This is a genomic window from Nonomuraea fuscirosea (assembly GCF_035917475.1).
GTDB classification, from domain to species: Bacteria; Actinomycetota; Actinomycetes; order Streptosporangiales; family Streptosporangiaceae; genus Nonomuraea; species Nonomuraea fuscirosea.
The window spans coordinates 8,614,128-8,627,386 of record NZ_CP109074.1 but is presented as its reverse complement, the minus strand read 5'-3'; the positions used below and the strand labels follow the sequence as shown (position 1 = coordinate 8,627,386).

Below are 13,259 nucleotides of genomic sequence, written 5' to 3'. Positions count from 1 at the left end.
GAGGCTAACCTTACAGCCGTCTGGGGGATCGCATGGACAGCACCTTGGCCGCGTACGGGATGCCGGGAGAGCCGGGGACCGGCGCGTTCTGGGCGGCGGCGAAGGGCCCCGCCGCGGTGCCGTCGCAGGACGGCTGGACCGTGCTCTTCCTGTGGCGCGGCTCTCCGGCGAGCCTGCACTTCGAGAGCTGGTCGGAGCCGGTCGCGTTACGCAGGTGGGAAGCGACGGACTGCTGGTACGCCGAGGTCGCCATGCCCGCGCGGCTGCGGGTGACCTACTGGCTCGTCAGCGACGGCGCGGCGTACGCGGACCCGTTCAACCCGGTGGGCGCGGGCGGCGACCGGTCGATCGCCGCGACCCCCGACGCCCCGGACCAGCCGCACTGGCCCGCCGTCGGCGCCGACGACGTCCTGCCCCTGCCGCGCGCCCGCCTGCGCTGGATCAGCGAGCGGCTCGGCGGGAGGCTGGATGGGCGGCCCGGCGAGCGGTCGGGTGGGCGGCGGCGCACCGTGCGGGTCCATCCGGCGGGCGGCGGCGGGCCGATCGTGCTGCTGCTCGACGGGGACGACTGGCTCCACCTGCACCCGGCCATGACCGCGTTCGATTCGGCCGTCTCCCGTGGCGACCTGCCTCCCGTCACCCTCGTCTTCCTGCCCGTCCTCGACCGGGACGCCGAGTTCGGCTGCCGGCCCGAACTGTGGGAGGCGGTCAGGGACGAACTGCTGCCCCTGGTGGCGGAGAGCGGGGTGCCCGCCGACGCCGGCCGGCTCGTGGTCGCCGGGCAGAGCCTCGGCGGGCTGAGCGCGGTGTACGGGGCGCTGGAGTTCCCCGAGCTCGTGTCCCGCGTCGCCTGCCAGTCGGGCTCGTTCTGGTGGACGCCCGCGGCCTCCGGACTGGCCGACCCGCTGGGTGGTCCCGTCGGAGGCGCCGTCGCCGAACGGTTGCGGCGGCGTCCCGATCTGTCCGGTCTGCGGGTCGCGTTCGACCTGGGGGAGCACGAGCCGCGCATGCTGCCGCACGGCGAGCTGGTCGAGACGCTGGCCGCGGAGGCCGGGGCGACGGTACGGGTCTCGCGCTCGCCCGCCGGCCACGACCGGGCGAGCTGGCGGCACGCCCTGCTCAGGGACGTCGCCTGGGCTCTCGGAGACTCATGCGAGTGAGACGCGCCATGGTGGCGGACCGGCCCGCGCCGGCCGGCCGCCACCACGGCGCGGGCTTATCGCGAGAACGCGTACGAGCCGCGCCCGCTCCTGCTCAGCCGGGAGGCCACCGCGTCGGCGATCTCCCCGGCCCTGACGGCGGTGTTCGACAGCAGCGTCGAGGTCAGGCCGTGGGTGTGCTCGGCGGCGCCCTGCACGTAGATGCCGCAGCGCACGTTCCCGGAGGTGACGATCCGGTAGTCGCGCTCGATGCGCAGCCCGCCGGAGGGCAGCCGTTCGCAGTGCTCGCCGGTGGCGCCCAGCAGGGTCAGCGGGTCGCCGGGCCGGTAGCCGGTGGCGTAGACGATCACGTCGGCCTCCAGCACCGTCCGCTCACCCGTGGGCAGGAACTCGACGGTGGCGTGCACGCCCGCACCGTCCTGGGCCACGTCCACGAGCCGGGAGGCGTTGAGGATGCGCAGTCGTTCCCGCCCGCGCACCTTCTCCTGGTAGTGCCGGCGATACAGCTCGTCGATGAGGTCGAGATCGACCACGGAGTAGTTGGTGGAGGTGTGGTAGGCGAGCAGCCGCTCCTTGACCGCCTCGGGGGCGCCGAAGTAGTGGTCGACCGCGGCGGGGTCGAAGATCCGGTTGGCGAAGGAGCTGTCGTCGGCGGGGGTGTAGCCGTACTTGGCGAACACCGCGCACACCTCGGCGTCGGGGAAACGCCCGTGCAGGTGCTCGGTCACCTCCGCGGCGCTCTGACCGGCCCCGACCACCAGCACCCTGCGCGGATCGGTGAGCGAGGGGAGCTTGTCCAGCAGCTCCTCGCTGTGCCAGATCCGCTCGTCGCTGACGATCCCGTCGGGCAGCACCGGGGTCAGGCCGACGGCGAGGACCAGGTTGCGGGTACGGCGGGTGCTGAGCTCGCCGTCGGCCTGGCGGACCACCACGTCGAGGCACTCCACGGCCTCCTGGCCGTCCCCGGTGACCGGTGTGACCGCGACGACCTCGGAGCCGTACTCGACCTGGTCGGCGAAGGGCGCCGCGGCCCACTCCAGGTAGTCGTGGAACTCCAGGCGCGAGGGGAACATCGTCTTGTGGTTGATGAAGTCGATCATCCGGTCGTGGGCCTTGAGATAGCTGAGGAAGGTGAACTCGCTGGTGGGGTCGCGCATGGTGACCAGGTCTTTGAGGAACGAGACCTGCATCGTGGTGCCTTCGAGAAGCATGCCGCGGTGCCAGCCGAAGGAGGGTTGTCTCTCCAGGAACACCGCGTCGATCCGCTCGCCGGTGCGCGTCCCGCGGTCGCGCAAGGCGATGGCCAGGGCGAGGTTGGAAGGGCCGAAACCGATACCGACAAGGTCGTGCACGGGCTGCTCGGCAGTGGGCATGGAAGGCCTTTCGAGAGGGGTCTCGGAACGGAGTCCGCGCTGGAATCCTGCTCTAACTTAGGTTAGGCTTCCCTAAATAGCGAGACCACCCCTTCCCCCGAAGTCGCCGCGAGGAGAGCTGATGCGGGTCGTGATGTTCGGCTACCAGACGTGGGGGCACCGCACCCTGCGGGCCCTGCTGGAGTCCGCGCACGACGTGGCGCTGGTGGTCACCCACCCTCAGAGCGACCACGCGTACGAGAAGATCTGGAGCGACTCGGTGGCCGGCCTGGCCGAGGAGCACGGAGTCCCGGTCGTGCTGCGCAACCGTCCCGACGACGACCTGCTGCTCACCCTGAAGGAAGTCCAGCCTGACCTCATCGTCGCCAACAACTGGCGCACCTGGATACCGCCGGAGTTCATCACCCTGCCCCGGCACGGCATCCTCAACGTGCACGACTCGCTGCTGCCCGCCTACGCCGGCTTCTCGCCCCTCATCTGGGCGCTCATCAACGGCGAGAAGGAGGTCGGCGTCACCGCCCACATGATGAACGACGAACTCGACGCCGGGGACGTCGTGGTGCAGCGCGCCGTCCCCGTCGGCCCGGCCGACACCGCCACCGACCTGTTCCACCGCACGGTCGACCTCATCGCGCCCATCGTGGCCGAGTCGCTGGACCTCATCGCCTCCGGCCGTACGGACTGGACGCCCCAGGACCGCTCGAAGGCCAGCTTCTTCCACAAGCGCTCGATCGAGGACAGCAACATCGACTGGACCTGGCCGGCCGAGGACATCGAACGCCTCGTCCGGGCCCAGTCCGACCCGTACCCCAACGCCTTCACCCACTACAGGGGCGAGCGGGTCCGCATCCTCAAGGCGTCCGTCTCCGCGGGCGTCTACGGCGGCACGCCGGGACGGGTGTTCATCCGCGAGGGCGACGGCATCGTCATCGTGGCCGGCGCCGAAGCCCGTAAGGGCCGCAGCCACGGCCTGGTCATCGAACGCGTCCGCACCGAGGACGGCACCGACCTGCCGGCCGGCGACCTGTTCAGGACCATGGGCGGCTACCTGACCGCCCGCCCGTAGCCGATCACCGCCCGGCCGGCGCGACACCAGGCGGACGTGCGGCGGCCGGGCTCACCGGGTGGCGTGCTCGGTGAGGTGGAGGGCGCGCAGGGCGCCGCCGGCGGCTCTGAGCGCGCTGGCGACGGAGATCTCACCGCGCATGCCGGGCGCCGCGACCATGTCGCCCGCCAGGAACACGCCGTCGCCCCGGTCGACGGCCGGGCGGTCGCGCCAGGTCAGGCCGGGCAGGTCGAGCGCGCCGCCACGGTGCCTGGCCGAGCCGGAGCGCCGCCAGGTCGTCCGCTCGCGCCAGCCGGGCACCGCCAGGTCGGCCAGCGCCTCCACCCGCCGGGCCGCCCCGGCCCTGCTCTCGTCCTTCTTGATCGGCATCTGGAGCTGGAACAGCGTCTCCCCGTCCGGGGCGGCGGCCGGATCCTGCATCGAGTAGGTCTCGTGGAAGCCGCCGGCGTCCAGGTCCCAGGCGACGAACCGGTCACCGCGCGCCGAGCGTACGGCCAGGTCGAACAGCACGCAGTCGCCGCTCTCCCAGCGCAGGCCCGGGTCGCCGAGCAGCAGCCGGGCCGAGGACAGCTCGGTGGCCACGATCACGGGCCCGTCCGGCAGCTCGTGCACCCGCGCGCCCAGCTCGACGGCGACGCCGAGGTCACGGGCCCTTGCGGCGAGCCGGTCGATCGCCGCCTGCCAGCCGCCGGTCACCCAGCGGACCGACGGCACGCGCAGCGCGAACACCCGGCGCAGCAGGTTCCACACGAACGCCGCCGACAGCCGTCCCGTGTCGGCGTCGTACGTGACCACGCTGATCGCGTTGGCCGCCGCCCTGGCGGTGCGCTCGCCGTACCGGGCCGAGGCCCAGGTGTGGAAGTCCACGTCCACCGGCGCCGTCGCCGGGCCCGTGGCCATCATCCGGACGAATCCGGCCGGCGGCAGCGCCCGCATCCGGCCGTCGCGGACGAACCCCGTCCTGAAGTCCCGCAACGCCGGCCGGCCCAGTGCGCCGATGAGCCCCCGCTCCCGCAACCAGGCCCAGTTCGGGTCGTCGGCGTAGAAGACGTGACCGCCCGTATGAGCCAGGTACGGCCCGCCGATCGCCCGCCCCCGCCCGCCGAGACTCCGGTGCGCCTCGTACAGCGTCACCCGCGCGCCCGCCTCCGCGCAGGCGACGGCCGCCACCAGCCCGGCCACCCCGCCACCGATCACCACGACCTTCTTCGTCACGTCGCTCTCCTTCCTCGTCTACGAAGGACGACGGGAAGGCGGCGAATGTGACAGGACATCCGCGTCCCAGGGGCGATCGGCAGTCAGCGACGGCGGAAGAGGACGATCGACTCGGAGTCGCCGTTCACGATCGAGGCGGCCAGCCACAGCTGCGACGTGCCCGGGATCCGTTCGATCACCGCCCTGGTCACCTCGCCGGGCGACGGCGAGCGCTCGCGCGTCCACGTCCGGCCGTCCCAGTGCAGCAGTACGACGTGCTTCGGCGGGGTCTCGGTACGCAGGCTCGCGATCCACACGTCGTCCGGGCCGAAGGCCGTCACGCTGGTCAGGTTGCCCCGCCAGTCCGCCGGCAGCGCGACCCGCTGCCAGGACGAGCCGTTCCACCGCATGACGAGGGGTCTCTCCCCGGTGGCTCCCACCGCCCACACGTCGGACGGGCTGTTCTGCCAGACGGCGCCCAGCGTGCCGCTCTCCGGCACCTCGGGCAACTCGGCCTCCCGGTAGCCGCCGGCCGTGCCGTGCCAGATCATCGGCCGGTCCATGCGGGTGCCGGCGATCCAGGTGTGCCCGCCGCCCGCGCTCACCGCGCGCAGTTCGGAGCCCGGCCGGCTGACGCCGAGCTTCCTGGTCCAGCGGGCCCCGTCGCCCTCCATCACCTGGAAGGACGACATGAGCACCACTCGGGCGCCGTCCACCGCGACGTCCCGCGTGCTCATCGGCGAGCGATGGCGGCGCCACGAGCTGCCGTTCCAGTGCAGGGCGACGGGCTTGTCGAACGAGCCGCCGCCCACCGCCCAGACGTTGCCCGGCCCGTCGGCGTCGACCGCCGCGAGGCTGCCGGTGTAATCCGCCGGGAGCTTCCGCCAGCCGGAGCCGTCCCAGTGGCGCAGGGTCATCGCGACCTCGTCCTCCCAGCCCTTGTAGCCGACGGCCCAGGCCAGGTCGGGGGAGGCGGCGCTCACGTCGTACAGGCCCCGCTCCCAGACGCCGTCGTCGGGCAGGCCGGGAACGCGCTCCCATCGCGCCGACACCGGGACGTCCGCGTCGCCCGGCGTCTCCGTCTCCGTCGGTGGCGGTGTCGTCAGGGACGTGGGTTCTGGCGGGGACTCGGACCCGGTCGGTGACCCGGACGCGCTCGCCGAAGTCTGCGGAGGCCCGGCGGCGCAGCCCTGCGCGACCAGACACGCCACGACGACCAGCGACCGTGCCCTCATCGGCGCCTCCGCGACAGCTCATGACGGACAACGACGGATCATACCGTCGAAGCGCCTCAAATCCGCCGGGCCGAGCCGGCCTCAGGTCCGCGGCCGCGCCGGACCATGGCGGCTGCCGTGGCGGACCGCGGGTGCGGCCGTCGTCAGCACCAGGTCAGCGTGGAGTTGATCCTGGTCACGTTGCTGATCGTGTTGTTGCTGCCGGTGCACGGACTCCACCTGATGCCGGTGTTGGAGACCGTCAGGTTCTGGAACCGGATCCCCGACGACGGCGCGAACTCCGTACGGGCCGCGATGCGGACCTCGCCACCGCCGCTGATCGTGCCCGACGAGCCGGCGATGACGACGTTGTGGCAGTTCTCCACCAGGACCGCGTTGTTGCCGGTGTTGGCGAGGTCGACCCGGTCGATGGTGGCGCCGCCGCTCTCGGAGACGCAGAAGATCCCCCGGCCGCCGCCGCGCGCCTTCACCGTGCCGACGCGAATGTTGGTCGGGTAGGAGCTGCCGATCCGGCCGTTGCGGTTGGCCATGCGGAAGGCCGCGTACCCGGTGCCCGCGCCGGCGTTGTCGGCGTCGACGGTGCCGACCGTCGCGTTGACGGTCTGGTTGAGCAGCAGCCCGGACTCGCCGACATTCCGCGCCGTGACGGTGCCGACGGTCAGACCGTCCACGCCGTACGTCTCCATCGCGTGCGAACTGGCCCCCTGCACGTACACGCTGTCGACCCGTACGTTGCGGCTCCACTGGCCGGTGTCGCCCCGGTTGTCGACGCGCACGCCGAGGCCCGCGCCGAGCCGCATGTCGATCTGGCCGAGCCAGACGTTCGTGACGTTGCGCAGGAAGACGCCGTAGACGGGGGTGCCGGTGACGTTCAGATACGGGACCTCGATGTTCGTGGTGCCGCGCGAGTAGATCGGCGCGTAGTCGCCGGAGCCCGAGCCGGTCACGTTGACCGTGCCGCAGACCGACAGGGAGGTGTGGCTCGGCAGCGAGATCCGGCTGCCGGCGCTCATCGTGCCGTTGCCGCGCACCACGACGCGCTGGATCGAGGTACGCCCGGTCGTGAGGCTGCCGATGCCGGCTTGGACCGCCGCGCGGAAGTCGGTGCCGGTGTAGACGCTCGCGCCGGCGCTGTTGCGGGCGGTCCAGGTGTTGCCGCTGACCGTCACCTGCGCCTGGAAGGAGCCGTCTCCGCAGGCGGCGGCGGACGCGGGCGCCGCGCCGAGCACCAGGCCGGCCGCGCCGGTGATCAGTCCGGTGATCGCCGCGATCACCTGGGAAAGTCTTCTCGGTCGGGATGGCGCCCCGAAGGTGGCTGTTAGCGCTAACATCGCAAGATCGTCCTTTCCGCGCGGGATGACGGTGATCGCCCCACAGCAAAGAGGACACCCTGACGCCTGTCAATGCCGCTGTCAGCCTTCCGGCTGCCCGCCGGATCACGTATGACGACGTGACAGTGGTCAGGCCCGCGAAAGCACGCGAGCCGCACGGATCGGGCCCGCTGAAAGTTTCAGGTCCTTGTCAGACCGGCGACCGGCGGCGCGACGGCAGCCGTTCCCGAGCGCCAGAGCAGATACCCCGTCAGCGCCGCGAGCAGCCCCGCCAGACCGGCCGTCGCGAAGCCGCCCGCCGAAGTGGACACGTCGATCGCCATCCCCACCACCGGAGCCCCGAGCGCGAACCCCGCGCCCGCCGCCGACGAGTGCAGCCCGGTCGCCTCGCCGCGCACGCCGGCGGGCGTCAACCGGCTCACCGCGTCGGTGACCGTGACCAGGGTCGGCGCGGTCAGCAGCCCGATCCCAACGACGGCCACGCAGAGCCAGGGCCAGGTGGGGGCGAGCCCGGCCGGAATCGTCACCAGCGCGAGCAGCCCGAGCAGCAGCCAGGTCGGCACCGGCCGGGGCAGCGCGCCGTACACCAGACCGCCCACGACGGAGGCCACCCCGCAGACGGCGACGACCAGCGCCGCCCACGAGACCTGACCGGCCTCGCGAAGCGTGGCCACGATGGCCAGGTCGACGCCGCTGAGCAACATCGCGACGCCGAACCCCATGAGCAGCACGGCGACCACCCGCACTCCCAGCCACTCCCTGCGTCGCGGCCGGCCCGCCGCCGCGCCGGACGTCTCGCCCTCGGCCCGCAACGGCGGGTCGAGCAGCATGATCCCGGCCCCGCCGGCCACGATCGCGGCGCCCACGCCCCACGACACCACGCCGGGGGAGAGCGTCGTGGCGCAGAGGATCACCAAGGCCGGGCCCACCAGGTACGACACCTCGCCCGCCACCGACTCCAGCGCGAACGCGGCCCGCCGCTGCTCCGCCGTGGTCATCGCGGTGATCGCCTGCCTGGTGACCGCCTGGACCGGCACCATCAGCAGCCCGGCCACGAAGGAGGCGCCCACCAGCACCACGTACGGCAGCACGGGCACCGCCGACCAGAACAGGAGCTGCGGCACGATCGTGATCGGCAGCACGGTGCGCAGGCCCCGCCGGTCGATCATCCGCCCCAGCACCGGCCCGCCCAGCGCGACCCCGGCGGTGAGCGCCGCCACCACCGCTCCCGCCGCCGCGTAACTGTGGCCGAGCGTGACGACGACGACCATCGTCAGCGCCATCGCGTCCGCCGTGATCGCGGTACGGGCGAGCAGGGAGATGCCCAGCAGCGGCGTCAGCCCCGGCACCGCGAGCACCTGTCGAAATCGGGTCACTGGTTCGACGGTAGTCATCCGGACGGGCCATAGGAAGACGTCATTTCGTAGGGTCGGACATAATGAATTGTTATGCCCCGTGACCTTGAGACCGTCCTGCTGCGGTCGTTCGTCGCCACCGTCCGGGCGGGCAGCATCAGCCGCGCCGCGGCGGCGCTCGGCCGCACCCAGCCCGCGCTCAGCCAGCAGTTGCGCAAGCTCGAACGCACCGTCGGCAGCCCGCTGCTGCTCCGGGCGCCGTCCGGCGTCACGCTGACCCGGGTGGGGGAGGAGCTGCTGCCGTACGCCGAGCGCATCCTCGCCCTGTCCGCGCAGGCGCTGGCCGAGACCGGGCGGGCGCTCACCGGGCACTGCGGCCTCGGGCTGCACGAGGACCTGGCCGCCTCCCGCCTGCACCAGGCCCTGGCCGACCTCGCCCGGCTGCATCCAGGCGCGACGCTGGAGGTGCTCACCCTCACCGTCGCGGCGACGCGGGAGGCGTACGACTCGGGCCGGGTGCAGCTCGTCCTCGACGAGGTCCCCGACCTGCCCAGGCCGCCGAAGTGGACGGTGCGGCTGCCGCTGGTGTGGGCGGTCGGGCAGGGGGTCGCCGTAGACGCCGACCCGCTGCCGGTGGTGCTGTTCGCCAACTCGTGCGCCTGGCGGACGGCGGTGCTGGACGCGATGGAGGGCTCGGGACGTCCGTGGCGGGTGGCGTTCGAGAGCAACAGCCTGGCCGGGGTGCTCGCCGCCCTACGGGCTGGACTCGGTGTCGGGGCGCTCCTGCCCGCCAACCTCGAACCGTCCATGGCCTGTCACGACGCCTCCGCGCTTCCGCCCCTGCCGGACGTCGAACTCGGCCTCGCCCGCCACCCGGGCACCGAGGGCGACGCGCTCGTCGACGCCGTCGAGACCGCCCTGCGACGCATGCTCTGATCGCGGGTGGACACGGCCGCGCGCCACAGCCGGCATGGACGGCTGTGCGCCCGGACGCGGCTCGGCCGGTCCGGGCGCACACCTCGTTCCTAGGCGCAGTTCCAGCGGATGCCCTGGAACTGCCGGCCGTACCGCTGCCACCACAACGTCCGCGTGACGTACGCGGTCAGGATCTGGCAGTCGGAGTCCGGCCCGCGCCGCTTGACCTGGAAGGAGATCGAGTAGTTGCACTTGTTGGAGACCCGTACGTGGTGCTTGAACCTGCTGGTCCAGTGCGTGACCTGACCGCACCCGCCCTGCGCCGTGGCGGCGGCGGCGGCAGGAGCGGGAACCACGGCCGCCGGGACGGCCAGCGAGATCGCGCCGGCGACGGCGGCCGCGCCCAGTGTGGCGGTGAGTTTCATGTGCGTTCCTCCCCGTTGGTGTGATGAGAGGAACGTACGGCGGCGCGGACTGAGATTCTGTTGAGCCTCGGTTGAGCGGCCCGCGTCACCGGGCCTGATGGTCGAGCGGGCGGTTGCCTGCCCAGCCGTCGGGCGGCGGCCCCTCGCGTTCAGTCGTCGTCGGAGAAGACCAGTTCGTCGTGCGTCGCCACGAGTTCGGCGGGAGGTGGCTTGACGTCGATCGAATCGTGCCAGCCGGAGTAGCGCTCATCGGTGATCACCACATGGCGGTCTTCGACGTTCCACGTGCTGTAGGGCTCGTCATAACGCGTCTGGCACCTGCGTACGAGCTGATCCGAGCCGAGCCACAGCCGCCACTTCACCGGCAACTTGCGATAGCTCGCGTGCTGTCCGGTGGGCTTGTTCACGTTGTCCACCCACACGCTCGGATCCAGCTTGTACAGCGCGCCGATCGTGGTGCTGCCCTCGTAGATGGTGGTGCGGGTGCCGTCGTAGACGCCGGCGGGGCGCTTGGCCGTGGTGGTGGCCAGCACGTGCCGGAGGACCGCGGGATCACTCAGCCTGATCTGCCCGCACGATATGAACAGGTCGTTCTTCTTCTTCTTCTTCGACACGATCCAGGACTTGCCCGCCGGCAGGTAGTCAGGGTGTTTGGGCTCCCAGTCGTAGACGCGGTAGAGGAAGGCGATGCTCCGGGAGTCGCCCAGTGAGGACGAGAAGCGGAGGTCGCTGGCCACGATTCCGCCACCACCGAATTCGAACACGGTCTTGGCCCGGGTGGTGAGGCGAACCTTCTTCGGCCCCGAGACGGAGCGAAACACCGCAGTCTCCCGCACCCCGCCATGACCGTTGAGTTTCCGCTTCAGCGCCGCGACCGGATCGGGACGGGCGGCGGCTTCGGCGGGCACGCCGGTGATCGAGACCGAGACCGAGACCGAGATCGAGGCCGTCAGCACAAGAGCCGGCCCAAGCGTCCATCGACCCATGCCCATGCGCTCCCCGCTCGATTCCGTGCCGCCGGGAACCGAAGGCCGGAGGAGATCTTCGCGGATGAAGATCTCGGCGACGTATCAAAGCCGTGCCCGATCGCGACGCCGTCGGTCGGACGCTCCGCCCCCCTCAGCGGGCGCGGGCCAGGACGTCGTGGATGAGGCCGGCCACCTCGTCGGGGGTGAACTCCATGGCGTTCTCGCCGACGCTGACCTCGAACGCGGACCGGCCCGGCTCGGACGCCGAACGTACCCGGCCCCAGAGCTGGATGCCGTGCTCGGCGAGGATCTCCTGACCGGCTCGCTCGACGGCGTGGCGGCCGGCGGGCAGGTGGACGTGGAACATCGGGGTCTGCGGCGGGTCGGGGTGGGCGCGGGCGGCGCCGTCGGCGTTGATCGCGGCCGCGATGGCGATGGCGTGCTCGCGGTAGGCGGGCATCTTCTCCGCCAGGGTGTCGAGGTGGACCAGCGCGGCCAGGGCGAGCGGCCACGCGTCGCGGATGCCGCCGCCGAGCCGTTGCCGCCACACCCGGGCCACCTCCACGGTGGCCGCGTCGGAGGCGAGCACGGCGCCGCGTACCCCCTGCAGGCTCTTGTAGAGGGAGACGTAGACGGTGTCGAACAGGGCGGCGATCTCGTCGAACGGCCGCCGGTAGTAGGTCTGGGCCTCCCACAGCCGGGCGCCGTCCAGGTGCGCGGCGGCGCCGGTGGCGTGGACGAGCGCGACCTGCTCGCCCAGCTCGTCCCAGGTGGGCAGCAGGCCGCCGAGGTCACGCTGCGGCAGCTCCCAGACGGCTGCGGCGAGCGGCTCGCCGACGGCCGCCGCCAGGTCCGCGGCCGTCATCAGCTCGTGCGGGTCGCCGGTGCGGCGCAACCGCAGCCCGTGCACGGCGTTGTAGCCCTGCTCCTCCCACACGTCCAGATGCGACTGCGGATGGGCGGCGAACGTACGGCGGCCGAGCCGGTCGGCGTGCACCCGCAACGCGGTCTGCTGGGCCATCGTGCCACTGGGGAAGAACAGCGCGCTCTCCTTGCCGAGCAGCTCGGCCAGCCGCCGCTCCAGCACCGCGACCGGACCCCGCGGCCCGTCGGCCGGGGTGTCGTCGTCCACCAGGGCCAGCATCTGCTCCAGCATCCGGCGCGGCCCCCGGCGGATGGGCGCGTGCAGGAACAGGGAACGCCGCACGGGCGGGCTGGATTCGGGCATGAACGCGGTCCTTTCCCAGGTCTGTTGCGGTACGTATCCTGCCAGCCAGAGACGGGGTAGAACGTTCGGTATTGACGAATGGTTCGAATACGGTCAAGATGAGACCGAACGTTCTACCTCGGCGTTGCGCCTGCCGAAGGAACGTCGCAGCCGCTTCGTCCGAAACCAACACATGAACCGAAAGGCCCCATCATGCGCAACCGCGTGCTCCGTCGTGTCGCCCTCGCCGTCGGCGCCCTCGCCCTGATCGGCGCCACCGCGCCGAGCGTGGCGCTGGCGGCCGGTGAGACCTCGGCCCGCAAGCCGACCGTCGTGCTCGTCCACGGCGCATGGGCCGACTCCTCAAGCTGGTCGCCGGTGATGGAACGACTGCGCAAGGACGGCTATCCGGTCCGCGCCATCGCCAACCCGCTGCGGGGGCTCACCAGCGACACGGCCTACGTCAACAGCTACCTGGCCGCGATCGACGGCCCCATGGTGCTGGTCGGCCACTCGTACGGCGGCGCGGTGATCACCAACTCCGGCGTCTCCGACCCCGATGTCAAGGCCCTGGTCTACATCGCCGGGTTCATCCCCGCGAAGGGTGAGACGGTGGGCGAGCTGGCCGCCAAGTCCCCGACGCCCATCCCGCTGGTCTCGACCGAGGTCCCGGACGGCACGGAGGTGTCCATCGACCCCGACCACTTCCGCGACGCCTTCGCCGGTGACGTCGACAAGACCACCGCCGCCGACCTGGCCGCCGCCCAGCGGCCCGCCAACACCAGGGCGGTCACCGACGCCGGCGTGGAGGAGGCGTACCGCACCGTTCCCTCCTGGAGCCTGATCACCCGCCAGGACCACGCGATCGCCCCCGACGTGCAGCGCTTCATGTCCAAGCGGGCCGGCGCGCACATCGAGGAGGTCAGCGCCTCCCACGCGGTGATGGTCAGCCGTCCCGACGCCGTCACGCGGGTGATCGAGGACGCGGCCCGCAACGCCCGGTGAAACGCGTCCCTTCCCGAGACGGGGG

Annotated in this window: 12 protein-coding genes; 4 read left to right on the top strand and 8 right to left on the bottom strand. The window is 72.1% G+C overall.

What is annotated here, in order from left to right:
• Positions 1-32 precede the first annotated feature (32 nt).
• Complete coding sequence (locus OIE67_RS39260; protein WP_326630022.1) at positions 33-1,160, top strand: alpha/beta hydrolase-fold protein; 1,128 nt, start codon at positions 33-35, stop codon at positions 1,158-1,160.
• Positions 1,161-1,216: 56 nt separating this feature from the next.
• On the opposite strand, the gene OIE67_RS39255 is transcribed toward OIE67_RS39260, so the two are convergent.
• Positions 1,217-2,533, bottom strand: coding sequence for a lysine N(6)-hydroxylase/L-ornithine N(5)-oxygenase family protein (locus tag OIE67_RS39255; RefSeq protein ID WP_326630020.1), 1,317 nt, complete (start codon positions 2,531-2,533; stop codon positions 1,217-1,219).
• Positions 2,534-2,654: 121 nt separating this feature from the next.
• Here OIE67_RS39255 and OIE67_RS39250 point away from each other — a divergent pair, with 121 nt between their 5' ends.
• The gene (locus OIE67_RS39250; RefSeq protein WP_326630018.1) at positions 2,655-3,599 is read left to right on the top strand and encodes a methionyl-tRNA formyltransferase; all 945 of its coding nucleotides are present in this window, start codon (positions 2,655-2,657) and stop codon (positions 3,597-3,599) included.
• Between the two features lie 51 nt (positions 3,600-3,650).
• Here the strand turns inward: OIE67_RS39250 and OIE67_RS39245 are convergent, their stop codons facing one another.
• The 4 genes from OIE67_RS39245 to OIE67_RS39230 all read right to left on the bottom strand — a co-directional run bounded on the left by OIE67_RS39245 (position 3,651) and on the right by OIE67_RS39230 (position 8,735).
• Positions 3,651-4,814: an NAD(P)-binding protein gene (locus OIE67_RS39245; RefSeq protein ID WP_326630016.1), complete on the bottom strand. Its 1,164-nt coding sequence runs from the start codon at positions 4,812-4,814 to the stop codon at positions 3,651-3,653.
• 83 nt (positions 4,815-4,897) lie between these two features.
• A complete protein-coding gene (locus OIE67_RS39240; protein ID WP_326630014.1) occupies positions 4,898-6,028 on the bottom strand; it encodes a hypothetical protein in 1,131 nt (376 codons plus the stop codon).
• Positions 6,029-6,171: 143 nt separating this feature from the next.
• Complete coding sequence (locus OIE67_RS39235; RefSeq protein WP_326630011.1) at positions 6,172-7,302, bottom strand: hypothetical protein; 1,131 nt, start codon at positions 7,300-7,302, stop codon at positions 6,172-6,174.
• A 236-nt stretch (positions 7,303-7,538) separates the two neighbouring features.
• Positions 7,539-8,735, bottom strand: a complete 1,197-nt coding sequence (locus OIE67_RS39230; protein ID WP_326630009.1) for an MFS transporter — start codon at positions 8,733-8,735, stop codon at positions 7,539-7,541.
• Positions 8,736-8,807: 72 nt separating this feature from the next.
• Between OIE67_RS39230 and OIE67_RS39225 the strand changes: the two genes are divergently transcribed.
• The gene (locus OIE67_RS39225) at positions 8,808-9,650 is read left to right on the top strand and encodes a LysR family transcriptional regulator (protein WP_326630007.1); all 843 of its coding nucleotides are present in this window, start codon (positions 8,808-8,810) and stop codon (positions 9,648-9,650) included.
• An 89-nt stretch (positions 9,651-9,739) separates the two neighbouring features.
• Here OIE67_RS39225 and OIE67_RS39220 read toward each other — a convergent pair whose 3' ends face one another.
• The 3 genes from OIE67_RS39220 to OIE67_RS39210 all read right to left on the bottom strand — a co-directional run bounded on the left by OIE67_RS39220 (position 9,740) and on the right by OIE67_RS39210 (position 12,250).
• A complete protein-coding gene (locus OIE67_RS39220) occupies positions 9,740-10,054 on the bottom strand; it encodes a hypothetical protein (protein WP_326630005.1) in 315 nt (104 codons plus the stop codon).
• Between the two features lie 149 nt (positions 10,055-10,203).
• Positions 10,204-11,040 carry a hypothetical protein gene (locus OIE67_RS39215; protein WP_326630003.1) on the bottom strand — a complete coding sequence of 279 codons (837 nt, stop codon included), beginning with the start codon at positions 11,038-11,040 and terminating at the stop codon, positions 10,204-10,206.
• 133 nt (positions 11,041-11,173) lie between these two features.
• Positions 11,174-12,250 carry a threonine aldolase family protein gene (locus OIE67_RS39210; RefSeq protein WP_326630001.1) on the bottom strand — a complete coding sequence of 359 codons (1,077 nt, stop codon included), beginning with the start codon at positions 12,248-12,250 and terminating at the stop codon, positions 11,174-11,176.
• Positions 12,251-12,454: 204 nt separating this feature from the next.
• Here OIE67_RS39210 and OIE67_RS39205 point away from each other — a divergent pair, with 204 nt between their 5' ends.
• Positions 12,455-13,234, top strand: coding sequence for an alpha/beta fold hydrolase (locus OIE67_RS39205; RefSeq protein WP_326629999.1), 780 nt, complete (start codon positions 12,455-12,457; stop codon positions 13,232-13,234).
• The last annotated feature ends 25 nt before the right edge of the window (positions 13,235-13,259 follow it).

Coding starts and splice junctions, on each gene's coding strand:
- OIE67_RS39260 (WP_326630022.1), top strand. CDS start 33: ATGGACAGCACCTTGGCCGCGTACGGGATGCCGGGAGAGCCGGGGACC.
- OIE67_RS39255 (WP_326630020.1), bottom strand. CDS start 2,533: ATGCCCACTGCCGAGCAGCCCGTGCACGACCTTGTCGGTATCGGTTTC.
- OIE67_RS39250 (WP_326630018.1), top strand. CDS start 2,655: ATGCGGGTCGTGATGTTCGGCTACCAGACGTGGGGGCACCGCACCCTG.
- OIE67_RS39240 (WP_326630014.1), bottom strand. CDS start 6,028: ATGAGGGCACGGTCGCTGGTCGTCGTGGCGTGTCTGGTCGCGCAGGGC.
- OIE67_RS39225 (WP_326630007.1), top strand. CDS start 8,808: ATGCCCCGTGACCTTGAGACCGTCCTGCTGCGGTCGTTCGTCGCCACC.
- OIE67_RS39220 (WP_326630005.1), bottom strand. CDS start 10,054: ATGAAACTCACCGCCACACTGGGCGCGGCCGCCGTCGCCGGCGCGATC.
- OIE67_RS39215 (WP_326630003.1), bottom strand. CDS start 11,040: ATGGGTCGATGGACGCTTGGGCCGGCTCTTGTGCTGACGGCCTCGATC.
- OIE67_RS39210 (WP_326630001.1), bottom strand. CDS start 12,250: ATGCCCGAATCCAGCCCGCCCGTGCGGCGTTCCCTGTTCCTGCACGCG.